This is a genomic window from Dyadobacter sp. Leaf189 (assembly GCF_001424405.1).
In the GTDB taxonomy this organism is placed as follows: Bacteria; Bacteroidota; Bacteroidia; order Cytophagales; family Spirosomataceae; genus Dyadobacter.
This window is the reverse complement of sequence record NZ_LMPS01000009.1, coordinates 17,509-40,345: the sequence shown is the minus strand read 5'-3', so window position 1 is coordinate 40,345 and position 22,837 is coordinate 17,509. Positions and strand designations below refer to the sequence as shown.

Annotated in this window: 21 protein-coding genes; 10 read left to right on the top strand and 11 right to left on the bottom strand. The window is 45.5% G+C overall.

Annotated features, from left to right (window positions below; genetic code table 11):
• Positions 1-83 precede the first annotated feature (83 nt).
• The gene (locus ASG33_RS24570) at positions 84-1,682 is read right to left on the bottom strand and encodes an ATP-dependent DNA ligase (RefSeq protein ID WP_056291871.1); all 1,599 of its coding nucleotides are present in this window, start codon (positions 1,680-1,682) and stop codon (positions 84-86) included.
• Positions 1,679-2,824 (bottom strand): ligase-associated DNA damage response exonuclease, encoded by a 1,146-nt coding sequence (locus ASG33_RS24565; protein ID WP_056291868.1) that lies wholly within the window; start codon positions 2,822-2,824, stop codon positions 1,679-1,681. Before ASG33_RS24565 ends, ASG33_RS24570 begins: the two co-directional genes overlap by 4 nt.
• 156 nt (positions 2,825-2,980) lie before the next feature.
• Between ASG33_RS24565 and ASG33_RS24560 the strand changes: the two genes are divergently transcribed.
• From ASG33_RS24560 to ASG33_RS24550, 3 genes are read left to right on the top strand one after another with little or no spacing between them, the layout of a single operon-like run.
• Positions 2,981-3,589 (top strand): Uma2 family endonuclease, encoded by a 609-nt coding sequence (locus ASG33_RS24560; RefSeq protein ID WP_056291865.1) that lies wholly within the window; start codon positions 2,981-2,983, stop codon positions 3,587-3,589.
• 8 nt (positions 3,590-3,597) lie between these two features.
• Positions 3,598-4,125 (top strand): hypothetical protein, encoded by a 528-nt coding sequence (locus ASG33_RS24555; RefSeq protein WP_056291854.1) that lies wholly within the window; start codon positions 3,598-3,600, stop codon positions 4,123-4,125.
• Between the two features lie 43 nt (positions 4,126-4,168).
• Complete coding sequence (locus ASG33_RS24550; protein ID WP_056291850.1) at positions 4,169-4,567, top strand: DUF5618 family protein; 399 nt, start codon at positions 4,169-4,171, stop codon at positions 4,565-4,567.
• 377 nt (positions 4,568-4,944) lie between these two features.
• On the opposite strand, the gene ASG33_RS24545 is transcribed toward ASG33_RS24550, so the two are convergent.
• The 3 genes from ASG33_RS24545 to ASG33_RS24535 form a co-directional block, all read right to left on the bottom strand.
• Positions 4,945-5,190: a hypothetical protein gene (locus tag ASG33_RS24545; RefSeq protein WP_056291848.1), complete on the bottom strand. Its 246-nt coding sequence runs from the start codon at positions 5,188-5,190 to the stop codon at positions 4,945-4,947.
• Positions 5,191-5,264: 74 nt separating this feature from the next.
• On the bottom strand, positions 5,265-5,474 hold the full coding sequence (locus ASG33_RS24540; protein WP_056291846.1) for a hypothetical protein: 210 nt from the start codon (positions 5,472-5,474) through the stop codon (positions 5,265-5,267).
• Positions 5,475-5,584: 110 nt separating this feature from the next.
• Positions 5,585-7,345 carry a discoidin domain-containing protein gene (locus ASG33_RS24535; protein ID WP_056291839.1) on the bottom strand — a complete coding sequence of 587 codons (1,761 nt, stop codon included), beginning with the start codon at positions 7,343-7,345 and terminating at the stop codon, positions 5,585-5,587.
• 162 nt (positions 7,346-7,507) lie between these two features.
• On the opposite strand from ASG33_RS24535, the gene tyrS reads away from it, so the two are divergent.
• Complete coding sequence (tyrS, locus tag ASG33_RS24530) at positions 7,508-8,803, top strand: tyrosine--tRNA ligase (RefSeq protein WP_056292316.1); 1,296 nt, start codon at positions 7,508-7,510, stop codon at positions 8,801-8,803.
• 181 nt (positions 8,804-8,984) lie between these two features.
• Positions 8,985-9,605, top strand: coding sequence for a DinB family protein (locus ASG33_RS24525; RefSeq protein WP_056291829.1), 621 nt, complete (start codon positions 8,985-8,987; stop codon positions 9,603-9,605).
• A 3-nt stretch (positions 9,606-9,608) separates the two neighbouring features.
• Here the strand turns inward: ASG33_RS24525 and ASG33_RS24520 are convergent, their stop codons facing one another.
• Positions 9,609-10,424, bottom strand: coding sequence for a metallophosphoesterase (locus tag ASG33_RS24520; protein ID WP_056291825.1), 816 nt, complete (start codon positions 10,422-10,424; stop codon positions 9,609-9,611).
• 111 nt (positions 10,425-10,535) lie between these two features.
• Between ASG33_RS24520 and ASG33_RS24515 the strand changes: the two genes are divergently transcribed.
• Positions 10,536-10,994 (top strand): regulatory protein RecX, encoded by a 459-nt coding sequence (locus ASG33_RS24515; protein WP_056291823.1) that lies wholly within the window; start codon positions 10,536-10,538, stop codon positions 10,992-10,994.
• Positions 10,995-11,000: 6 nt separating this feature from the next.
• Here the strand turns inward: ASG33_RS24515 and ASG33_RS24510 are convergent, their stop codons facing one another.
• A complete protein-coding gene (locus tag ASG33_RS24510) occupies positions 11,001-11,996 on the bottom strand; it encodes a ribonucleoside-diphosphate reductase small subunit (protein WP_056291821.1) in 996 nt (331 codons plus the stop codon).
• 245 nt (positions 11,997-12,241) lie between these two features.
• On the opposite strand from ASG33_RS24510, the gene ASG33_RS24505 reads away from it, so the two are divergent.
• Together ASG33_RS24505 and ASG33_RS24500 are read left to right on the top strand one after the other, a co-directional pair.
• Positions 12,242-13,126, top strand: a complete 885-nt coding sequence (locus ASG33_RS24505; protein ID WP_056291819.1) for a hypothetical protein — start codon at positions 12,242-12,244, stop codon at positions 13,124-13,126.
• 9 nt (positions 13,127-13,135) lie between these two features.
• Positions 13,136-14,554: a hypothetical protein gene (locus ASG33_RS24500; RefSeq protein WP_056291816.1), complete on the top strand. Its 1,419-nt coding sequence runs from the start codon at positions 13,136-13,138 to the stop codon at positions 14,552-14,554.
• A 2-nt stretch (positions 14,555-14,556) separates the two neighbouring features.
• Here ASG33_RS24500 and corA read toward each other — a convergent pair whose 3' ends face one another.
• Entirely contained in the window at positions 14,557-15,501 is a 945-nt protein-coding gene (gene corA, locus ASG33_RS24495; protein ID WP_056291813.1) for a magnesium/cobalt transporter CorA, read from the bottom strand.
• Positions 15,502-15,667: 166 nt separating this feature from the next.
• On the opposite strand from corA, the gene ASG33_RS24490 reads away from it, so the two are divergent.
• Together ASG33_RS24490 and ASG33_RS24485 are read left to right on the top strand one after the other, a co-directional pair.
• Positions 15,668-16,855, top strand: a complete 1,188-nt coding sequence (locus ASG33_RS24490; protein WP_056291810.1) for an MFS transporter — start codon at positions 15,668-15,670, stop codon at positions 16,853-16,855.
• Entirely contained in the window at positions 16,845-17,450 is a 606-nt protein-coding gene (locus ASG33_RS24485; protein WP_056291807.1) for a YigZ family protein, read from the top strand. Before ASG33_RS24490 ends, ASG33_RS24485 begins: the two co-directional genes overlap by 11 nt.
• Position 17,451: 1 nt before the next feature.
• Here the strand turns inward: ASG33_RS24485 and ASG33_RS25990 are convergent, their stop codons facing one another.
• The 3 genes from ASG33_RS25990 to ASG33_RS24475 form a co-directional block, all read right to left on the bottom strand.
• Positions 17,452-17,616 carry a hypothetical protein gene (locus ASG33_RS25990; RefSeq protein WP_200942872.1) on the bottom strand — a complete coding sequence of 55 codons (165 nt, stop codon included), beginning with the start codon at positions 17,614-17,616 and terminating at the stop codon, positions 17,452-17,454.
• A gap of 102 nt (positions 17,617-17,718) precedes the next feature.
• Positions 17,719-19,482 carry a RagB/SusD family nutrient uptake outer membrane protein gene (locus ASG33_RS24480; RefSeq protein ID WP_056291803.1) on the bottom strand — a complete coding sequence of 588 codons (1,764 nt, stop codon included), beginning with the start codon at positions 19,480-19,482 and terminating at the stop codon, positions 17,719-17,721.
• Between the two features lie 36 nt (positions 19,483-19,518).
• Positions 19,519-22,779 (bottom strand): TonB-dependent receptor, encoded by a 3,261-nt coding sequence (locus tag ASG33_RS24475; protein WP_056291799.1) that lies wholly within the window; start codon positions 22,777-22,779, stop codon positions 19,519-19,521.
• Positions 22,780-22,837: the final 58 nt, after the last annotated feature.

Here is a 22,837-nt window from a genome sequence, read left to right as displayed (position 1 = left end):
TTAAAGAATACATGTAAATGCGATATCTTGCCTACTGGAGTTTCGCGAATATGGAGGTTATGTGAATGTGGTTTGTTAATTAATCATTTATACATCTCCAAAATCCCTTTCAAATTCTCCAAAGTATCTGCCTCTTCGGCTTTTTTATCTTTCCGCCATCTCAAAATCCTGGGAAAGCGCACAGCAATACCTGACTTATGCCGGGTGGATTCATTGATGCCCTCAAAGCCGATCTCAAAAACCAGCTCAGGCTTCACCGTCCTTACCGGGCCGAATTTTTCAAGTACATTTCTCTTAATAAAATAATCAACCTGCCCGATTTCCTGGTCTGTCAATCCGGAATACGCTTTGGCAAACGGTACCAGCTTCCCGTCTTCGCCCCACACTGCAAAAGTGTAATCGGTAAACAGCTCCGCTCTCCGGCCGGAGCCTTTTTGGGCATAGATCAAAACGGCATCGACGCTCAGCGGATCAATTTTCCATTTCCACCAATCGCCTTTTTTTCGTCCTACCTGGTAAGTACTGGCTTTTCTTTTGATCATAAACCCTTCTGCATTTTGCTCGCGGGAAAGTGAATGCAGGTTGGCCAACTCCTCCCATTCTTTGAAATCAATCAGCGGAGAAAGATTGAATATCCGTTGTGCTGGCATTTGGGCATGCAGTGCTTCCAGCTCTGCCCGGCGCTGCTGCTGCGAGTGACTGCGAACATCCACGCCATTTGCTTCCAGAATATCGTAAGCCAGAAATGCGACCGGCGCTTCTTCGAGTACCTTTTTAGATAAATTTTTCCGACCAATGCGCGTTTGCAGCACATTAAAAGGCATCGGGCGATCGTCCTGGTAAGTCACAATTTCACCGTCGAGCACAGTTCCATTCGGTAGCACATCCGCCAGGAAATGCAGCTCAGGGAATTTTTCAGTCGAAAGCTCTTCTCCCCGCGTCCAAATGAACAGTTCGTTATTCCGGTAAATGATCTGTGAGCGGATTCCGTCCCATTTCCATTCTGCAAACCAGTCTTCCGGCTGGCCCAGGTCGGCCACCGTTCCTTCAATGGCATAAGCAAGGAAAAAAGGGTAGGGGCGGGAAGCGTTGTCGTTTTCACCTTTGTCCAATATAAGTTTCTCAAAGGTAGTATCCGCAGGATCCCACTGGCCCATAACGCGGTGAGCAATCACATTTGAATCAATTTCCGTTGCCTCTGCCAAGGCCCGCACCACAAGCGTTTGCGAAACACCGATGCGGAAACTGCCCATTAAAAGTTTGTTGAAAACGAAAGTCTCGTGCTGCGAAAGCTGCATCCAGGCCTGAATAATGTGGTCGCGCTTTTCTTCGTCCGTCATGCCTGGCAACATACCGAGGTAGTGAAACCAGTCAGTCAGGGTTTTGTCAGAGTCAAAAGTCTGGTTTTTAGGTAAAAGCAAAGAGATGGTCTCGCCCAGGTCGCCCACGCTATGGTAACTTTCCTGGAAAAGCCACATCGGAATATTTGCTTCCTGCGCAGCCCATTCTTTTACCATTGTCCGGTTGACCTTAAATGAAGGTCTCCGACCTGTAAAAAGGGTCAATGCCCAAATTTTATCTTCGTCTGAGGCTGTCAGGAAATACTGTTTCAGCAACTCCACCTTTGCATTGGTTTTGTTGGTACGGTCGAGGTTCATGAAAAGTTCTGCGAATTGTTTCATAGTTCGCGGCCTCCTTCCACCCCTAAATCCCCTGTTGGGGACTTTTCTTTTGATGTATTTTCGATTTCATCGTCCAGTTTGGCTTTGTGTTGTTCGTAACTTTCACTTGCGACTGCTGCGTCCTGAACTACTTCTTCCTCTTCGTTTTCGTCCTCATTTCCATACATAGTGTGTACTTCTCCGGCTTCAATGCCATTTTCGTTCAACCACCGCGAAAAAATACTGGTATATCCGTGCGTTACAAACACTTTTTCGGCGCCTGTTTCTTTTACTGCCCTGTTCAGGTCAGGCCAGTCGACGTGATCGCTTAATACGAAACCCTGATCCACGGCGCGGCGGTTCTTGGCACCGCGCAGCGCCATCCAGCCCGAACAATAACCTAGGGAATAAGGATTGAATTTCTTGATCCACGTGCTGCTGTCTACCGAAGGCGGGGCTAGTACGAGTGCGCCGCGGAATAGCTTGCGGTCCGTCTCTTTGGTGACTAATGTTAATTCAGGTAAGTCGAAGCCTGCCTGACGCAGCCTGTCGTTTAATGTATAAATAGCTCCGTGGGCGTAAATAGGCTCGTCGGGTAACTGTATGTTCTTCAATATCCGCTGCATTTTACCCAAAGAATAGCCCATTAAAACACTGGCTTTTCCTTCGGCTTTATTCTGGGCAAACCAGGTATCTATCTCGGACATAACTTCATGTTGCGGCTGCCACTTGTATATGGGGAGGCCAAATGTAGATTCCGTTATAAAAACGTTGCATTTCACGGGTTCGTAAGGCACAGCAAAATGGTCGTCTTCCAATTTATAATCGCCGCTGGCAACCCATACTTCGCCTTTATGTTCCACTCTGATCTGCGCTGAGCCGATAATATGTCCGGCGGGGTATAGGGAAAAAGTAACGCCATTGATCACGAATTTCTCACCGTATTCAACAGTTTGCAAAGAAATATCCTGTCCCAATCGTAGCCTCAAAATAGGCTCACTGTCTTTGTGCGCAAGATAATGCTTGCTACCCCAGCGCGCATGGTCGCTGTGCGCGTGTGTTATAATCGCCTTATCGACCGGTATCCACGGATCAATGTGCGCATCGGCGACGGAGCAGTATATACTTTTCCCGGTAAATTGAAGTAGTGGTTGTGATGGCATGACTCTGAAATTATGAAAATTGTGCCAGCCTGATTAATGCTTTCGCAGGTGCATTGACTGCTTCTTCTTAAAAGTTAAGCCGCATGATAATCGGATTTGATTTACTAAATTGTGTTAGTGTAAATTGTTGAATCACTATAAAAACACTTTACACACATGGGACTCGCTCAAATGGCAACAAACACCTACACCGTACCTGAATATCTCGAATTGGAAGAGAAAAGCGAGATCCGTCATGAATATTATGACGGGGAAATCTTTGCTATGGCCGGCACAACACTGAATCACAATCGGATTGTTGATAGTGTCAGGACGCTCTTGAAGGGCATCTTCAAGCCAAGAGGCTGCGAGACATTTGCTGAAAACGTGAAAGTTGAATGCACTCCAAATTTCACTTATTGTTATCCAGATGCCATGGTCACCTGTTCAGCTGAGGATCTTGCCAGTACATATATTGTTCGCAATCCCAGTATTTTGGTTGAAGTTTTGTCCAAAAGCTCCGTCAGCTATGACCAGGTCTTTAAGCTAAAACTCTACAAGCAAATCGCCTCGCTGCAATATTACCTTCTGGTCACACAATATGAATGTTATGTGCAATTGTACACCCGGTCTGGCGACAGTGATATCTGGAATTACCAAACTTTTGCTAACCCGACAGACCAGGTTCCATTTGACAATCTGGGATTTTCATTATCTGTTGCCGCGATTTACGAGGGCATTACTTTTTTGCCGGAAGAGGCGGAAACCACGCTTCCGCGGGATTAGGCCTTTAAATGAAAAAGATCGAATATTCAGATATTCTGCATGAGCACGTTTACCTCTATTACAAAGGCGACCGCCATTATCCTGTCAGCATCATTTCAGATCAGGATCGCTGGCTGGCAGATTGGGTAAAGTGTACGCGCTATTATGTGCAGGGATCATTTGGAGAAAGCTACAATGACTTGTTAGCGGAAGCACTTCAAGATTTAAGGAGTGTTTTGTTCGATGAAGTTGCAGGCTTCAAGTACCTCGTTTTAATGAATACCCAGCGCGTCGAACCTTTGGATGCCACGAATTTCTGTACACTCGCCAGCCATTTGGTTGATTCCAGAAATGCACTTATTGTAATTGCCGGGGAAGATTTGTTGAAAGATGTACAGAATGTTCCGGTTGAATATGACAAAGCAACTGGCTCAGGTAACATCGATTATCTCAGACTGATTTTAGATTTATGCCCTTTGGGCGCATCTGTTTGCAAAATGAGTGGAGATGGTGGTGATGATTATATCGCCTTTGATCTCTTCTCGAAGAATAAATAATTTGTCCAGTAAGAATGGACGGTTTGTCACACCATTATCATTTATGTCAGCAAAAACACACGAAGAAAGATCGGCTGCGGAGGAAGCGCAGCGCTATTTGGAGAATGCACGCACCATTCTCAGCGAAAAGGCTGGGAAGAAAGACGGATTGTATGCCGATGTAAAATACGTCAAAATGGCCTCGGGCACGGCTTATTCAGCGGCGCTGCTTATTTTGGATGAATTTCTGAAGCAAAAAGAAGGTATTCATTTCAAGAAACCGACCAGCATTGAAGATTATATTGTAGGAGTTGGCAAGTATGATAAAAAATTGCTTAGACTTTTAGTAGATGTTTATGACGAACTGCATTTGGCTGGCTACTATCACGGTACTAAATCCGTTAATACAATCCAGCTGGGTCTTAGCAATGTGACTAAGATGTTGAACTACATCGCACAATAATCGTTTTTCTATAAACAGGAGGCCCCTCTGGGGCCGCTATTTATGCCGTCCACATTTTTCTATAAACAGGAAGCTCCTCTGGAGCTGTGATTGCCGTATCCACATTTCACAAAGGTTCCTGCGGAGCCGCCTGTTTTCAATTACTGAATGCATTTGAGATGGTCGCTAGCAAGTCATATTTAGCTTAGTTACAGGGGGCTCCTCCGGAGCCGCGATTTTCACGTTAGCACATTTTCTATAAACAGGAGGCTCCGCAGGAGCCAATGCACTTGCTAAGCGCGAAAACCGTTCCGGAGGAACGCCCTGTTTATAGAAACAACATATTCCTATAAGCACAAAAGGCTCCTGAGGAGCCTCCTGTTTACAATGATTGTGAATTATACAACGCACTTGCAAGTTGTGTCCAGTTTCGTCAGCATAGTCGCAACTCTCAGCTGGTTCACAATATGCACGCGCATCTCAGAAGTAACATTTTCCAGATCTGAACTGAACAAGAAGCTTTCAACCATATAGTGCATTGATTCCACCATTTCACTGACATGGTCGGTTGCGAAAAAATCACGAATGATCTCGTTTTGTTTAACTAAGGCTTCGTCCGATAAGCTGGTTTTTAGTGTGTTCATAGTTTTAAGTTGTTTATAGTAAATAACTGAATTTGTAGGATTCTCGATTAATTTTAGGCAAATAAAAAGCCGCTTTACGGCTCATAGACAATCAAAGTCTCAATTCTAAAATTTCCGAATTCAATTAAAATGTCTCGCATTCGTTTTTCGGAAATTCCCTGATTATAGGTATAGTCTCTCCAAGCCACAACAGGTTTGCCCTTTTTCACTGCTGGCGGTAATGATGGATATACATTCTTTATCCACCAATCAAACGCTTCCGGGATAGTTTCGAACTTCTTCATGTAAATGTAATCAATAATCGAGTTTCCTACAAAAGCTTTGTTATTTATTTTGGTGAAAATAGTGAAAGATATCTTTGCATATGTTAGTCGCTGCTTACCATGTTGATTTGCTACCTAATCCCAACAACCTTACTCACTCCGGAAACCCCATTCTCATTAAAAGCTTCAATATTGAAATAATAAGGCACCCCTACATTCAATGCGCGCAATTCAAATGCATTCGGCTCGTCGTGCCAGAACTGGTAGGTTTGGTATAATTTATCTGGTGAGATTCCCCAAAGAACATTGTATCCAATCGCGCCGGGCACTTTTTCCCATTTCAAATCCACATTCCGGGCGTCTTTTTGGCGAACAGCTGTAAAGCTTTTTGGAGTAGCGGGCGCTTTTCCAAAACCATTTCCAAACACACGAAACTCGCTGATTGCGAGAGTGGGCGAGGCTACGTAAATGTGCTCGTAGCGCACATATCGGGCTTTTACGGGTTTTGCGAGTTCAATGTAAGCTACTGGCCGGTCGCGTTTTGGTTCGTTGGAAAGATCTGCCGCTGGCTCCCATTTCTTGCCATCTTTCGAAGTCAGGATCTTGAATTGCGTGTAAACTTTTTCGGGTTTGTTGTCAAAGATATTGGATTTATAATCGGTGTAATTTACCTGAATTGCCTTTACTTCCTGTTCGGCTCCGAGATCGATCGTTAGGTTTTCCCCGGGCTTGTTTTGCTTTGCAGCCCAGAATGTACGCGGGTTTTCATCGGTAATCTTCGCGGCCGACATTGAATCTATTGTCGATGAGGCTGTTACTGGTTTTTTGTAGGATAAAAGCATCCAGCCCGTGAACTGTTCGTCGCCTTTGCCGGACCAGGTTTTGGTCGTCATTTTGTGCGGGAAATCGCCGAAACGCGTGTTGGCGAACATTTGTCCGTCTTTGTCAAAGCCTGCCGGGTACATCACAATGCGCCGCTCCATTCCCCAGTTCAGCCCGATCCAGGTGGTGCCGGTATTCCAGTAATTTCCGTAGTTATCCTGAAAAGTATTCCCGTGACCGGCGCCAGTCGCGAAGCCGCCTGGCTTGTAGGAAACGGGGTTGTAAGGCGCGTAAGTAAACGGCCCAAGCGGATCGTCGCCCACGTAAGTACCATTTGCATATACATTGTATTCCGTGCCTGGCGCGCCGTATTGGAGGTAATATTTGCCTTTATGCTTCGTCATCCAAGCGCCCTCGGTGAAGGGTTTAAATGGATCCGAGTGGTTTGGCCCAAAACGTTCCCAGCCGTGATCGTACTGATTTAACCAAAACATCGCTTTGTAATCACCTTTGAATGCAAGTCTTTTGGAATAATCGAGCTCGGAGCCGAAAATTGGGTACACATTCGACGAGCCCCAGTACATATACCATTTATCAGTGTCGGGATCATGAAAAAGCGCGGGGTCCCACGGGCCAATATCTTTCGGCAGTCTCGGCGTCCAGCGGTTGTAAAACTCCCAAATGCCTTTTTCCGGCGCTACTGAGTACAAAATAGGTCTGGATTCGAATGTGGATTGGAACAAAAACAAGGTATCCCGCACCGAAACGGCTGCGGGCGCGCACATATCTTCAAAAGGCCAACGATTGGCAGTGAGGTACTTCCAGGTTAGCATATCTTTCGAATGCCAATAGCCGCCGGAAATGGTGACGAACAGGAAATATTCGCCTTTGTGGTTGATTATCACGGGATCAGCGCCGGAGCGGTAGCTGATATTTTCGTTGAGCTGCTCGAAATTGTATTTGTAATCGATATCCATCGGGTTGCAGTAGGTGGTCTGCGCCAGCACTTGCCGTGCACACAGCAAGGCCAGAGAGAAGATCAATAGTGTGGTAGTCAGTTTTTTAAGCATGTGAGGATATTGCATTTAAATCTTTAATCAATACCAAAATAACAGTTTTTGGGGGAAATATGAGGTGCGACTTCCAAAACCTTGTGGATAGCGCAGCATTTCAAGTCTATAAATTTTACCTTTGCGCTTCGATTTGAAAATGTACTTGAACTCACAATGGAAATTGATTTTATCGAGGAACTGCGCTGGCGCGGAATGCTGCACGACGTCATGCCGGGCACACAGGAGCAACTGAATAAGGAAATGACTGCCGGTTACATTGGTTTCGATCCCACTGCTTCCTCTCTGCATATTGGCAACCTGGCAACAATTATGCTGCTTGTGCATTTCCAACGTGCTGGTCACAAGCCGTTTGCACTTGTAGGTGGCGCGACCGGGATGATCGGAGACCCTTCTTTTAAAGCAGCTGAGCGTTCGTTTCTGGATGAAGATACATTGCGTTTCAATCAGGAAGGGATCAAAAAACAACTGGAACAATTCCTTGATTTTGACTGCGGCGAAAACTCTGCCGAAATGGTCAATAACTATGATTGGTTCAAAGATATTGGCTTTTTACAATTCCTGCGCGAAGCTGGTAAGTACCTGAGCGTTAATTATATGATGTCCAAAGATTCGGTTAAGAAACGTCTGGAAACGGGCATTTCCTTTACCGAGTTTTCGTACCAGCTTTTGCAGGGTTACGATTTTTACCATTTATATAAAACCAAGAATATCCGTCTGCAAATGGGCGGCTCCGATCAGTGGGGTAACATCACGACCGGCACCGAAATTATCCGCAGAAAAGAAGGCGACGAAGAAGGTTATTTCAAAGCCTACGCGCTTACCACGCCACTTTTGACGAAATCCGACGGTTCAAAATTCGGTAAATCCGAAGGCGGAAACATCTGGCTCGATCCTGAAAAAACGTCTCCTTACGAGTTCTACCAATTCTGGCTCAACCAGGCAGACGAAGATTTGCCACGTTACCTGCGGGTATATTCATTCAAAGGCCGCGAGGAAATCGAAGCCCTCGAAAAAAGCCACGCCGCCGAGCCGCATTTGCGCATTATGCAAAAAGCATTGGCCGAAGAGCTGACTACACGCGTGCATTCTGAGAAAGCATATCAGCTGGTGATCAAAGCTTCGGAAGTTTTGTTTGGAAAAGCTACGCTGGAAACTTTGCAAAGCATTGAGATCGATGAGTTTGACACGATTTTTAACGGCGTACCGCAAACTGAAATTAGCCGGGAGGAATGGAATGGAACAGCAAATATTCTGGATCTGGTTTCAATAGTTACCAGAGCCGAGATTTATCCTTCAAAGGGCGAAGCCCGCCGCGCGATCCAGCAGAATGCAGTGAGTGTAAACAAGGTAAAGGTTACGTCTGAGGCGCAGGCGCTGAGTGACTTTTCGTTATTGCAGGATAAGTTTTTGTTGATTTCCAAAGGGAAAAAGAATCATTTGATTCGGGTGGAGTAAAGTCTCTTTACGAACGATCATTTTAGTAAAAGAAGCTCTTCCCGAGCTTCTTTTTTTGTTTGGAGAAACTTACTAAAGTTTTTTGCGCCGATAAAAAGACGACCGCTACCGATAGGTCAATCTCCAAGTAAGCGAATGTGCGAATTACTACCTTGATAGCTTTCGAAACGAGAAGCAAGCTATGAAACATATCTTAATTGTACTTACGCTGTTGTTAAGCGGAACATCATTTGCTCAAACCAAAAGCCCAATCTGGACGGAGCAGGAGCGGCAAATTTTGTTGGAAGGGTTACAGTCTTCGCAAAATGACCTTCTTAGTGAGGTAAATGGCTTAACCAAGAAACAAATCCGTTTCAAGCCCGACAGTGTAGGTTGGTCTGTTGCGGAAATCATAGAGCATTTGGCTATCTATGATGAGTTGCTTTACTGGGATTTGTTGAACAAACAATATTCACCAGAAATGCCTGAGTGGGTTGATAAGGTGAAAGGTCTTGATTCGGTGATGACAGCGTATACCGACGATCCGATCAAGTTGAAGGCTCCGTTTATCGCTCAGCCCCTAGGTCGTTTTGAAAATGAAAGAGATCTGATAGCCTATTTCAATCGTTTTCGAAATGAATTGATCGCGCTTATCAGAGAAACCAAAACTGATTTTAGATTACATTTTGTTTTTCGTTCAAAAGATGCAGGAGTGTGGCGGGTTAGGGATCTGCAACAATATACATTACTCTGGATTGCGCATACGCAGCGGCATACCAATCAGATTAAGAGCGTAAAGGCGCATCAGAACTATCCCAAATAGAACTTAGCTTTTCCCCGAAAACGTATTCAAAACCGGCGCAGCCGTAGGGTTATATTGGTACGATTGCCAGGTGTGATCTTCATAAATTTCCACGACGCGGTAGCCTTTGTAAGCTGTTCCCCAGTTGCCGCCGAAGTGGGCATCGAAGAAATAGGGTTTTTTGCCGTATTGTTTTGTGCTGTCCTGGTCGTGGTCGTGGCCGTTGAAAATGGCTTTTACGTTGGGGGTATTTTCGAAAAGGTCGATTACCTCCTTGCATTCAATTCCATTCACGGTCCATTTGGCCGGGGTGATGTGCAGGAAGACGAAAATGCCTTTTTTGTCTTTGTATTTCGCTAACTCCGTTTTCAGCCAGGTGGCGTCGGGACAAACATATTCACCTTTTTCGTTGGAAGTATCACCTACCACAAATGCGTATTCGCCTTTGGCAAAACTGTGATTGGTAGGGTAGCCCCAGGTGCTTTCCCAAACATCAAGTCCTACTTTATCGTGGTTACCGCGACTCACAAAAAAAGGTACACTAAGCCCGGAAATGGCTTTTTTGAAGTCGTATAACAATGTCGGCTCGTCGTGGATCAGGTCGCCGTTGATAAAAAGAAAATCAACACCTTTCTGCATTTTTTCCCGGTTTATCCAGCTGATCAGGTCACTGTGGAATTTCTGAAATTCAGTGTTTGGCTGACCGTAATGCCCGTCAGAAGCGACGATAAACCGCATTGCAATTCTCGCTTTCGGAGCGGCGTTCAAACTATTAGAAAAGAATGGGAGCGTGGAAACAGCAGGTACAAGTTTCAGAAATGACCGTCGTTCGAGATTCATTGGTAGCCGGGTTTAATAAGTAGGTCGGGGTGTTATTAGTTTCAAAAATAGTTATTGATCGGAGATATTTTCTTTATTCTTGCATTGCATTAACAATAATTAATATTCACGATGGACCGCCTTATTCTCCAAAATGCAGCTTCCTATTGCGCCTATCAGGAGCGGACGCAGGATGAAGTGCGCCAGCGGCTGCGAAAATGGAATGTGTGGGGCGACGAAGCCGATGAGATCATCGCAGAACTGATTTCACAAAACTACCTCAGCGAGGAGCGTTTCGCCAAGACTTTTGCTGGGGGCAAGTTTCGCGTGAAAAACTGGGGCAGGATTAAGATCAAACAGGAATTGCAGCGCCGCGGGATCAGTAAGTACAGCCTCGACCAGGGAATGGCGGAGATCAAGGATGAAAACTATCTGGCCACTTTAAAACAGCTTCTTGAAAAGAAAAAGACTTTACTGGAAAGAACCGAATCAAATCCGTTGATCCTGAAACAAAAATTGGCCAGATATGCTCTGGCCAAAGGGTATGAGGGAGAATTGGTCTGGAAAGAAATAGAGGATTTGTCAGCATGACAAGCCTTAAAAGTCCGAATCGAACGAAATTCTGTGACCTGAATCTTTGTCTTTCACGCCGCTCATTACGCCCGCTTTCTGATATTCTCCTACGCGTTTTTCGAAGAAGTTAGTCTTACCAGGAAGTGAGATCAACTCCATGAAATCGAATGGGTTAGCCGAACCGAATTGCTTTTCGCAGCCCAGTCTTTCAAGCCAGAAGTCGGCGATGTATTCAATATATTGTTTCATCAGATCAGCATTCATTCCGATCAGGGAAACTGGTAATGCTTCGGTAATGAATTCTTTTTCAATCTCCACCGCATCCAGCATGATTTCGATTACTCTTGCAGGATCAAGCTGGTTGACGATGTGTCTTGTGTAAAGGAGACAAGCAAACTCACAGTGCAGACCTTCGTCTCTGGAAATCAATTCATTGGAGAAAGAAAGTCCGGGCATTAGGCCACGTTTTTTCAGCCAGAAAATAGAGCAGAATGAGCCTGAGAAGAAAATACCTTCTACTGCTGCAAATGCAATGATTCTTTCCGCGAAAACCGGGCTATTGATCCATTTCAACGCCCATTCTGCTTTTTTGCCTACGCAAGGAACAGTTTCAATTGCGCGCAAAAGGCGGTCTTTTTCAACTGCATCTTTAATATAAGTATCAATCAGCAGCGAGTAAGTTTCGGAGTGGATGTTTTCCATTGCAATCTGGAAACCATAGAAACACTTCGCCTCCGCATATTGGACTTCACTGAGGAAATTAACTGCAAGGTTCTCATTTACAATGCCGTCTGAGGCTGCAAAGAATGCAAGTACGTGCGAAATGAAGTGGCGTTCCCCATCGTTAAGATTTTCCCAGTCCTTCATATCCTGCCCCAGATCAATCTCCTCGGCAGTCCAGAATGAAGCCTCATGTCTTTTGTACATTTCCCAGATATCGGAATGTTTAATAGGAAATAAAACAAACCGCAATGGATCTTCTATCAGCAGGGGCTCCTGACGCGCAAGTTCTTGTGACATAATTAGTTTGAGTATATACGGGGATAAATTTTGAACAACCCGCTGTGTGTCGCTGGCCAGAGATAGCAGCAGCCGGGATTAACAAATCTACATGCTTTGGCCCGAAAACTCAAGGACGGACAAGTCAAATGGATAGACTTATTTCTCACTATACTTGCCGGGAATGACTTAACTTTGCCTTTTTCAATACCTTAATTGTCGGTAGAAAAGCTGCGGATCGTTAGTCAATTTAAACCTATATACTGTTGAAAATTTCCGGATTTACCATCATCAGAAACGCGGTTATTAACGATTATCCTATCGTCGAGGCAATCATTTCTATTCTTCCGGTTGTCGACGAAATGCTTGTGAGTGTTGGAGTTAGTGAAGACGGTACACTGGATTTAATTAAGTCCATTCCCTCTGATAAGATCCGTATTGTTGAATCAGAGTGGGATATGTCGCTGCGTGCTGGTGGAAAAGTGCTGGCTGTTGAAACAGACAAAGCTCTGCAGCAGATTTCGCCCGATAGTGACTGGGCATTTTACATTCAGGGCGATGAGGTGGTGCACGAGAAGTACCATCCGGCCATTCTTGAATCCTGCAAAAAATATGTAAACAGTCCGGAAGTGGAAGGGTTAGTTTTTGACTATCTTCACTTTTACGGGACTTATGATTATGTGGGCGACAGCCGAAAATGGTACCGCCGTGAAATACGCATTATAAGGAATGAAAAACAGCCGAAAGAAACGCCCATCACTGCATTCAGGGACGCGCAGGGTTTTAGGCGTGGCAGAACGAAGTTGAATGTAAAGCATTCCGGCGCCGCCGTATATCATTATGGGTGGGTGAAAAGTCCGGTCCAGATGAAGACTAAAATGAAGAATGTAAGTCGCTTCTGGAATGAGGATAATGAATGGGAAAAGATCCTGCAATCGGAGGATTTTTTCAATTATGAGGAATTTGATTCTATCCGCGTATTCGACGGAACACACCCAGCTGTGATGCGGAAACGCATTGAAAGTCAGACCTGGAAAGTGGATCTGGATATATCAAAAAAGAAATTCCGGCTGAAAGACGCGCTTTTGTACTGGTACGAGAAAAGGACAGGCCGCCGGTTATTTGAGTTTCGCAATTACAGGTTTTTGTGAACTATCTAAATGCTGGAAATATCAAGAGGCAAACTATTTGCTATCCTATCGTTTTTTGTTGCACTCACTTTGCTATCCTACTTTCATCGGTACCCTACCGGCGACGATGCCTGGTTTGGGGAACAGTCCTATTGGCTTGAAAGGGAAGGCGTAATCCGGTCGGAATATTTCAGGGGCTTATTGGGATGGGAAAAGCAAATTCTGGTCAGTCACAAATTCTTCCTCCTTTTTGGCTCGGTACTGATAAAGTTCTTTGGCCACCATTTACCTGTACTGCAGTTCACCGGATTGATCTTCTTCTGCATTGTACTGGCTGAGCTGGTTTATTACGTCAGGATCAGGGAGCAAAGCCTCCGGACCTGGTACCTGCCGGCAGTGTTGATTCTCATATTTGCCAACAGGTTATTGGTGAAAATGAGCTTTGAGAACCGCCCCGAAATGATGCTGGCCGCACTTGGCTTTGGCTCATTTTTGTTGATTCAAGGTAAGCGGAGACCAGTTTTACGAAATATGTTAGCAGGTATCTTCGCCGCAATGGCTTTTTTGTGTCACCTGAATGGGATCATTTTTCTCATCGCAGGCTTTGTAGCACTCATTAATTCCAAACAATACAAATCAGCCTTCGTATTCACGATTTCCGGTGGCATTGTGGCATGTCTGTACTGGCTGGATGTAGCTTTGGCAAACAATGGTTTTTCGATCTGGAGTTATCAGTTTAGCGGAGATCCTGCAACTCAGGATGCGCTCGGCTTATCCTCTAAGTTGTTACAGCTGGCAACATATCCGCGGCTTTTCTTCCATTCACCCGAACAGATTTCAATTTCGTTACTGTTTGCATTTCTGCTTTGGAAGCAATGGGGGTTCGTGTCACAACTGCCGGTAATGCTAAGAGTCTACTCGCTCACGCTTTTCTTTTCGTTTTGGCTGATTACCAAAGCAAATGGAGCTCTTTATCTGGTACTTTTCATACCGTTCATGTTGGTACTGATTTACGAACTGTATAAACTTCGCCCGTTCTCAAGTCCGGCATTGAAGTTGATTATGGTTGCGTATTTTCTGATCAGTGTGTTTGGAATGGGACAGATCATTTACCGTAATTTCACAATGGAGTACCTGCCGCTTTCTTATGAAAAGCTCAGGCCGCACATTGAAGATCAGTATGTTGGATTCGTTCCGTTAACATTCTTCTTCAATGAGTATGAGGAATATCCCCGCTTGTTGACGCACGAAAATTACAAGCTTCAATCGAAGAAGAAGGGAATGACGACGCTCAAAATGGCCAGGTGGGCGTATAAAAATGGTGCAAACTTTATTGTAATGGACTATAAATTCCGACCTGAACCTTACTATCCTGCCGCAGGCGCAAAATCAATCCCGTTTTACAAACTATCCTTTTTTGACGGCAGATTTGCCATTTATAAAAAATAGGATCAAATCCACCTCTTCCGCCTGAAAAACCAAAGTACGATCGCGGAGGAAAAGACCATTAACAAGAGCGAAACCCAGAAGCCCCAGGGTTCGCCGGTAGAAGGAATATGGTTGTAATTCATTCCAAAAATCCCTGCAATGAGGGTCGGCGGCATGAAAATGATCGTCACTACCGTGAATATCTTGATAACCTGACTTTGTTCAAGGTTGATCAAACCCATAAATGTGTTCTGCAGATATTCGAGCCGCTCGAAATTGAAGGTGGTATATTCCAGCAGTGAATTAATGTCTTTCAGGATAATGCGCAAATGTTCTTTGCGGTCCTCAGGGAAATATTGGCTCCGTAAAATCCCGGATAAAACGCGTTGTTTGTCGATACTTGTCTCACGGAGCATCATCGTGATTTCCTGCAAGCCGCTGATGCGGATCAGTACTTCCTGACGTGCTTTTTGTTCGTGGGTAAGGTCTTTACTGATCGCAGAAATGTCCCTGGAAATACCTTCCAGCGAATCAGCATCTGCTTCAATGCGGGTTTCCAGCAACAAAAGCATAAAGTCTACGCCGCCCTGAATACTCTCGGGGCTCACCTTCATTTTCTTCACTGTATCCGCAAACGTTTTTGAGTCGCCGCGGCGGTATGTAAACAGTACATTCTGGTGCAGTAGAAAGGACACAGGATAAGTCTCATACCCTTCCCGGTCGATTTTCAGGAAGTTAGAGTTGGCATTAATGGTCTCATTTTGTTCAAAAAACCGTGAGCTGCTTTCAATCTCAACGATTTCCTGGGGGGTCTGGAAGCTGATATTGCATTTACTCTCAACCCATTCCTCTTCCTCGGCAGAAGGGGACTGTAAGTCCACCCAAATCAGGTTCTTCACTTTGCCAAGTTCGCGAAAATCATTTTCGCGTTTAATCAAACGTCCCTCTTTATAGAATATGCGTACCATGTTTTAAAGTTGGGAAAAAAGAATGTCCCGCGAAAGACGATGCAGATTTTTCCGCAGGAAAGATGAGGTGGTTAGTTGGGGTAACGCGGAATTACTGTGCTTAACCTGCCACCCAAGTCTTAGTAAGCGTTCAATATTCTTCCAGGCAAAATTGTACCTTTGCCGAATGCAAAGTACCGCAACAAAGAGCATCTTCACTACGCAGTTCTGGCTGCTGGGCCTCAGTTCCTTTCTCTTTTCTTCCAGCTTTAACATGCTCATACCCGAGTTACCGGGATATCTTTCTCAAATGGGCGGTGCGGATTATAAAGGCGCAATCATCGGTTTATTTACATTGACGGCAGGTTTGTCAAGACCCTTCAGCGGGCGTCTTACTGACCGTGTCGGCAGGGTGCCAGTTATGGCATTTGGCTCGCTGGTTTGCTTTGTATGCGGACTGCTATATCCCGTATTTACAACCGTAATGCCGTTTTTACTGCTCCGGCTCGTGCATGGTTTCTCTACGGGCTTCAAGCCAACCGGGACCGCCGCATACGTAGCGGACATCGTTCCTGCAAACCGCCGGGGCGAGGCAATGGGTATCCATGGCATGTGCATGGGAGTCGGATCGGCTTTCGGGCCTGCTGTGGGAAGTATGATCAGTCAGTCGTTTTCGTTGAATGGGTTGTTTTATACCTCCTCTGTTTTCGCATTGCTGTCGATCGCGATTCTGATGAATATGAAGGAAACGCTGGCCGAAAAACAGCCGCTTTCCAGGGACGCGTTCAAGCTGAGCTGGCGTGATATCTTTGAACCTGACGTATTCAGTCCGGCACTGATCACCTTCCTTTGCTACTTTGGATTTGGCGCAGTAGCGACCATTACACCCGATTTTAGCGAGCATCTCGGTTTGCAGAACAAAGGATACTACTTTATGGTATTTACAATTTCGTCCATTCTAGTCCGCATTTTTGCTGGTAAAATCTCTGATCAGCACGGCCGCATGCCGGTTACTATTGTCGGCGCAGCTATATTGATCGTGTCCATGATAATTACTGGTTACGCAGATACTGCCCTTCTGTTTTTAGCAGGCGGAGCTGTTTTCGGGATATCAATGGGCATTTTATCTCCGGTACTTTCAGCGTGGACAGTCGACTTGAGTGGAGATCATAACCGCGGCCGATCCATCGCAACTATGTACATTTGCCTGGAAGCCGGCATTGGTATCGGCGCATTTCTTTCTGCGGCTCTGTTTGCTAATAAGTCAAAGAATTTACCTCTTGTATTTTTCTCAATGGCCGGATTTGCTGCTGCGGGACTGATCTACACTATATTCATTTATCAGCAGAAAAAACGCAAAAGCCGTGTTATTTGACGATACTTTTCAAACAATTGCTGCACCAGCCGATGGATTTTTCAAGGATAAGGGAAGCAAATTTCACGGATATGCATTCCCGATCTCAGGCGACGCAGATGCCAGGCAGCATTTAGGAGAGCTCAGGGAGCTGCATCCCAAAGCAGTGCATCATTGTTACGCCTATCGGTTGGGTACGGATAAAATGAGTTACCGCATGAGCGATGATGGGGAGCCTTCGGGTACCGCGGCCCGGCCTATCCTAAATACATTGTATTCACGAAACGTAACCAATGTGCTGCTAGTTGTTGTCCGGTATTTTGGCGGGACACTCCTGGGAGTTCCGGGTTTGATCAATGCCTACAAAGCCACGGCTGAGGATACATTAGATGCAGCAGATGTGGTAACCAGGCATTTTGTAAACAGGTATGAAATTGCATTTTCCTACCCGCAAATGAATGAAGTAATGCGGATAGTAAAAGAAATGGAGCTCCCTGTATTAAGCCAGCAGTTCGAGATGCATTGCGCCATGAAGGTGGAAGTGCGGGTGTCTGCAACGGAACTATTCGTCACAAGATGCCAGAAGATCGAAGGTCTAACTCTTACATTACAGTAGATTAGTTGTTGTCTTTCAGCATTTTAATAAAATCATCCTCGTAGTCTTTCATTGCTTTCAAGAGCTCTTTCAGTTCTTTTTCCTCAGGGCTTCCCTTTTTCGCCCCAAAAATTTCATCAGCGCGTTCCGACGCTTTCTCGTAATCACTTTCGTTCTTGATAATCATTATTTGCCTGGTCTAATTGAGATAAAGATATTCATAATGCCTGAAACGCAAAAGACCTGCCGAAGCAGGTCCTTGCGTTAGTTTGGTTAAAAATGCAGATTATCAATATCCCGGATTCTGAACCAGAACGGGTTGTCCATTCAGCTGGCTGTTCAGGATCTCGTCCTGAGGCAATGGATAGTAAAGGTTTTTGGAAGTAAATGTTTTTCCGGCCATATAACCTCTTTTGCTGAAAGTACGTCCGGAAGGCTCTTTCCCTGGAACTGCTTCTTCGGCAGCATATTTGTTCAATACTTTCTCGGCGATACCCCATCTTACCAGATCAAAGAAGCGGTGACCTTCCATTGCAAATTCAAGTCTCTGCTCCATGCGAACTGCATTTCTTGCAAAATCAGCACCTCTGCTTGCAAATGTACCTGCTGGGTAAGGCTCTACTTTGTAAGTCACGCTCGCATCCTGTACAGAGCCGGTTTTAGCGCGCAGGCGGATTTGGTTTACATAACCCTCAGCCGCAGCCAGGTTGCCAAGCTCCACTTCGCATTCTGCCAGCCAGAGCAGCACGTGCGACAATTTGATCAGGCGGAAGTTGTTGTTAACATTCCGCTTGCTGGTCGAGTGCGTGGTGCTGTTTTCTTCTGCCAGATAGTACATCCATTTTTTTCCGGTAAATGGACCTGCATAGGTCTGGTCACGGATCCAGGAAGAACCCGGCATTGGGCCCCAGTCAAGGAAGTTAACGCCGCGGCGGCCAACAGTCCAGTCAAGACGAGGATCAACCGGGATGGTTTTGTCCAATGTAAATGCAGCAGAAGCAGCGATTCCCTGGTCGTTTGGAAGGTCCACTTTGTTGTAAGTATCCAGCGATCCGTCGGCTGCGTTGCCGATCATCGGAAGTCCATTTTCAGTTTTAAATGCATTTACCAGGTTGTGAGAAGGCTGATAAAATCCACAGCAGCCTCTACCAGGAGCATTTGCCGAGTAAGGCCAGTTCAGGTTATCACCGGCGTTACCGTTGTTTCCGTTAGTACCGTCATTTACTGAAAATTGTACTTCGAAAATTGACTCGCTGTTGTTATTACCTGTTGTTCTGTAATTGTCGTGATAATTGGCAACCAGCTTTTTACCTGAGTTTTTAACCACATCTTCGAGCAAAGTTTTTGCCGCAGCCCATTTTTTCTGGAACAGCAATACTTTGGCAAGGTGCGATTTCGCTGCCCACTGGGTAGCTCTTCCTTTTTGCGCCTGAGTCGCGGGTAAGTTGTCCGCAGCGAACTGGAAGTCAGCTTCGATTTTAGGCCAGATATCATCCTTGTTGGGGATTTTGGTGGAATTCGGGTCCGCGGCTACATAAATGGTCTCATCGATGTAAGGTACCATATTCCACATTTTCTTGGCCTCAAAATGGTAGAAGCCTCTCAAAAAGCGCGCTTCTGCGATTACCTGATTCTTTTCAGCATCAGTCATATCTTTTACCAATTCTCCATTGACCACCTGAATCACTTCGTTGCAACGGGCAACTCCATCATACTGGTGCCACCATTTTCCAAGGAAATAGGTGTTGTCAGAAAGCCAGTTGTATTGTTCAATGAAAGACTGCTCAGGCTGGTCACCCGCATCAGTTCCTTTCACCGCATCGTCACTCGCGATACCGCCGAAAACGTAGTTCGAAATGGTTGACTGGCGGCCGGTGTTACCTGAACCCACGCCGTCGAGCAGAGAATAGGCGCCGATCAGCAATGCATTTACTCCGTTTTTATTGCTCAATTGCTCGCGTGACGCTCTTCCCTGTGGTTTTAGGTCAAAAAAGCTGTCGGAGCAGGAGAAGCTGAGTCCGACGAGGAGTACTAATAATGTTATTTTTTTCATCGTATTATCTATAATAATTTGATTGTCACGAGATTTTTAGAAACCAAACCGAACACCTACCAGGTACGATTTTGAAACCGGGTATGCACCTTCATCCACACCCATGTGCGTGTCCTGGTTATCGTTACCTGATCTTCTCAGGTTGATATCAGGATCAAGTCCGGTGTATTTGGTGAATGTGAACAAGTTCTGTCCCTGCAGATACACCTGCGCCGAGTTAAGTTTGATTTTCTTCAGGAACGCAGAAGGTACTGTGTAGGTAAGCTGGATGTTCTTAATCCGGAAGTAAGAGCCGTCTTCAAGGAAGTAAGAGGAAACCTGCTGGCTAGTAGCATCACCTGAATTAAGGCGTGGCAGCTTCGCATTGTCACCTGGTTTTTTCCACGAGTTATAAAGCATATCCTTTGATCTGTTACCCTGGAACACATTGAAATCAGTCCAGTATCTCACGTAATTAAATATCTCGTTGCCGTAAACACCCTGTCCAAATACAGTCAGGTCAAAAGCTTTGTAACCTACATTCAGGTTAACACCGTAGTTGAAATCAGGGTGTGGGCTCCCGATGATGGTTCTGTCAGCAGCAGTAATGATACCGTCGCCATTTACATCCCTGAATTTAAATACACCTTCACGAGTATACGAACCGAATTTTGGAGCTGCATCTGCTTCCGCCTGATCTTTGATCACACCATCCACGAAGTATCCATAGTAACTCGCGATAGGGTAGCCCGCTTTCGTTGCAGACATTGCCGGAAGGCGCGTTGTGAAACCGAAAATGGTAGAGTTAGGGTTGTCATTCAATTTGATCACTTCGTTTTTATAGTGACCAAAGTTTACGCCTACTGCGTAGTAGAAATCATCTTTGCGGTCGCGGAAGTTAACCCCGATATCAAATCCTCTGTTACGTACCTCACCAATGTTGGTATAAGGAATGGTTCCTGTTCCGGCTGTTCTCGGAATGGCGATCTGGGTAAGCATATCCGATGTTACGCGGTTGTACAAGTCAAGCACTACTTCCATCTTGTTGTTCAGCAATACCGCATCAAGACCAATGTTGGTAGAGGTATTGGTTTCCCATTTACCATTTTGGTTACCAAACTGCACCAGGTCAAAACCACCTACGATAGAAGTTCCGGTACCATTGATATCGTAAGCATTGTTCTGAGGATCAGGTGCGTACAAAGTGTATGCATTCGATACGTTCGGGATCAGCTGGTTACCTGTTTTACCCCAGCCAAAACGAACTTTCAAATCATCCAGAACTTTCTTGGTCGGCTTCATGAAACCTAGTTCCGTCATACGCAGACCCAGCGAGAATGCAGGGAAGATACCGTAGCGATTTGCTTCCGAAAAGCGCGATGAACCGTCACGACGCAATGTGAAATCAGCAAGGAAAAGATCTTTGAAACCGTAGTTGATCTTGCCAAACTGAGAGAAAAGGGCGGTACGTGTAGCGCCTGCGCCTGCATTGGCCAAACCGGCAGCCGAACCTGCATCCAGGTAACGGTAGTCAAGATCGTCAAATGCAAAACCGCTTCTGCTAGCCTGGAATCCCGCTGCGTATGTTTTTACAGCTTCTGTCCCTACCAGCACGTTCAGGTTGTGCGAGCCAATAATTTTAGCATAATTCAATGTATTGAACCAGGTAATGGAGCGATCAAGGTTATTGATCACATTCATGCTGTTTGCATTTCTCGCCTCAGCTGCTTCAATGTCACGGTGAAAATACTCAGAACGGTTGGATTGGTTGTATTCCAGACCAAAGCTCGTGCGGGCTACCAATCCCGGAAGGATGTCCACCTGTGCAAACATGTTTCCAAACACGTGGGTACCTCTTGTAATGTTATCTTTTTCCCGGTACAAACGAGCGAGCGGGTTTGGCGCATTACCCAGGTTACTACCGCGGCTTCCTGCGAAACCATTGTAAGCAGAGGTATTTGTACCACCCAGTTCAGCAGGACCGCCTGTAATATCAAACACGGGAATGATCGGGTGTACACGGATCGCGAACATGATCGGGTTACCTTCGTCATTGTTTGTGATTCCCTGTCTTTCATCATAAGAGAATGTAAGGTTCTCCCCCACAGTAACTTTACCTTTCGTGAACTCGGTATTGGCACGAACTGAATAGCGTTTGTAGTTGGTATATCTCAGGATACCATTCTGCTTGAAGTAATTGGCCGAGATCGCATACTTGGCTGTTTGCGAACCACCTGAGGCACCGATCTGGTAATTAGAAATGGGCGCCGGGTCAAAAATCACATCCTGCCAGTCAGTACCTTCCTTGTTTGCCTTGGTAATGTTAAATGCTGTTTTACCCAGGTTCGGGTCAGCAATATCATTGGTATAGGTATAGTTGGAAGGCAGTTCTCCGTAAACATTCGGGTAAATGTAATCGGCGATCGTCTGGTTTCCATTCTCGTCAAACTTATACTGAACAGAAGGAGAAGTGGCAGAAGGGTTTTTACCTGCGCCAAGATCTGCCTGATACAGATACTCGCCCAACTCTTTGGTATTCAACAGATCAAGCATTTTGCCTGGCCGCTGCGTACCTGTGTAAAAATCAAATGTAATGTTCGGTGCACCTGGCTTGCCTTTTTTAGTTGTAATAATCACAACCCCGTTCGCAGCACGTGCACCATAAATAGAAGCAGCAGAAGCATCTTTCAACACCTGCATGGACTCAATATCGTTCGGGTTGATCTGATTAAGCGTTCCCTGCGTAGGTACTCCGTCAATTACATACAGCGGACTGTTGTTGTTGATAGAACCGAAACCTCGGATACGAACCATTGTTCCACCGCCCGGTGAGTTATCATTACCAACTGTAACCCCGGCCGCGCGGCCCTGCAGCATTTGCGTAACGCTGGCACTTGGCACTGCGGTTAGTTCTTTGGGGTTGATAACGGTAACCGCGCCGGTGATATCCTGCTTCCGCTGAGATGCGTAACCGGTTACAACAACCTCGGTCAGACTTTTAATGTCATCGGAAAGTTTTATGTCAATAACAGTCTTTGAACCTACGGTAATTTCTTGTTTGATATACCCGATTGAAGAAAAAACAAGGACTGAATTGGCTGATTTTGCGTCGATAGCAAACCGCCCGTCTGCGTCAGTGACAGTACCGGTGTTGGTACCCTGTAACTGAACATTCACGCCGGGGATACCGGCTCCGTCAACTGTAGAGGTGACTTTCCCTGTAACTTGTCTGTCTTGCCCGTAAGACGTACCACTGCTTAGCAGCGCCCATAGCAATAACGTTACGGAAGTCAGAGCGACTCGTAAATTTTGTTTCATAGAATAGGGATGTTAAAATGTTAATTATGTATTACTAATTATCAATATACTACCAAAA

Excerpts from the sequence above, each read along its gene's own strand:
- corA (WP_056291813.1), bottom strand. The coding sequence starts at position 15,501 with ATGGTACGCATATTCTATAAAGAGGGACGTTTGATTAAACGCGAAAAT.
- ASG33_RS24560 (WP_056291865.1), top strand. The coding sequence starts at position 2,981 with ATGGGACTCGCTCAAATGGCAACAAACACCTACACCGTACCTGAATAT.
- ASG33_RS24475 (WP_056291799.1), bottom strand. The coding sequence starts at position 22,779 with ATGAAACAAAATTTACGAGTCGCTCTGACTTCCGTAACGTTATTGCTA.
- ASG33_RS24545 (WP_056291848.1), bottom strand. The coding sequence starts at position 5,190 with ATGAACACACTAAAAACCAGCTTATCGGACGAAGCCTTAGTTAAACAA.
- ASG33_RS24510 (WP_056291821.1), bottom strand. The coding sequence starts at position 11,996 with ATGTCACAAGAACTTGCGCGTCAGGAGCCCCTGCTGATAGAAGATCCA.
- ASG33_RS25990 (WP_200942872.1), bottom strand. The coding sequence starts at position 17,616 with ATGATTATCAAGAACGAAAGTGATTACGAGAAAGCGTCGGAACGCGCT.
- ASG33_RS24550 (WP_056291850.1), top strand. The coding sequence starts at position 4,169 with ATGTCAGCAAAAACACACGAAGAAAGATCGGCTGCGGAGGAAGCGCAG.
- ASG33_RS24490 (WP_056291810.1), top strand. The coding sequence starts at position 15,668 with ATGCAAAGTACCGCAACAAAGAGCATCTTCACTACGCAGTTCTGGCTG.
- ASG33_RS24515 (WP_056291823.1), top strand. The coding sequence starts at position 10,536 with ATGGACCGCCTTATTCTCCAAAATGCAGCTTCCTATTGCGCCTATCAG.
- ASG33_RS24480 (WP_056291803.1), bottom strand. The coding sequence starts at position 19,482 with ATGAAAAAAATAACATTATTAGTACTCCTCGTCGGACTCAGCTTCTCC.
- ASG33_RS24565 (WP_056291868.1), bottom strand. The coding sequence starts at position 2,824 with ATGCCATCACAACCACTACTTCAATTTACCGGGAAAAGTATATACTGC.
- ASG33_RS24525 (WP_056291829.1), top strand. The coding sequence starts at position 8,985 with ATGAAACATATCTTAATTGTACTTACGCTGTTGTTAAGCGGAACATCA.
- ASG33_RS24500 (WP_056291816.1), top strand. The coding sequence starts at position 13,136 with ATGCTGGAAATATCAAGAGGCAAACTATTTGCTATCCTATCGTTTTTT.
- ASG33_RS24540 (WP_056291846.1), bottom strand. The coding sequence starts at position 5,474 with ATGAAGAAGTTCGAAACTATCCCGGAAGCGTTTGATTGGTGGATAAAG.
- ASG33_RS24570 (WP_056291871.1), bottom strand. The coding sequence starts at position 1,682 with ATGAAACAATTCGCAGAACTTTTCATGAACCTCGACCGTACCAACAAA.
- ASG33_RS24520 (WP_056291825.1), bottom strand. The coding sequence starts at position 10,424 with ATGAATCTCGAACGACGGTCATTTCTGAAACTTGTACCTGCTGTTTCC.
- ASG33_RS24535 (WP_056291839.1), bottom strand. The coding sequence starts at position 7,345 with ATGCTTAAAAAACTGACTACCACACTATTGATCTTCTCTCTGGCCTTG.
- ASG33_RS24555 (WP_056291854.1), top strand. The coding sequence starts at position 3,598 with ATGAAAAAGATCGAATATTCAGATATTCTGCATGAGCACGTTTACCTC.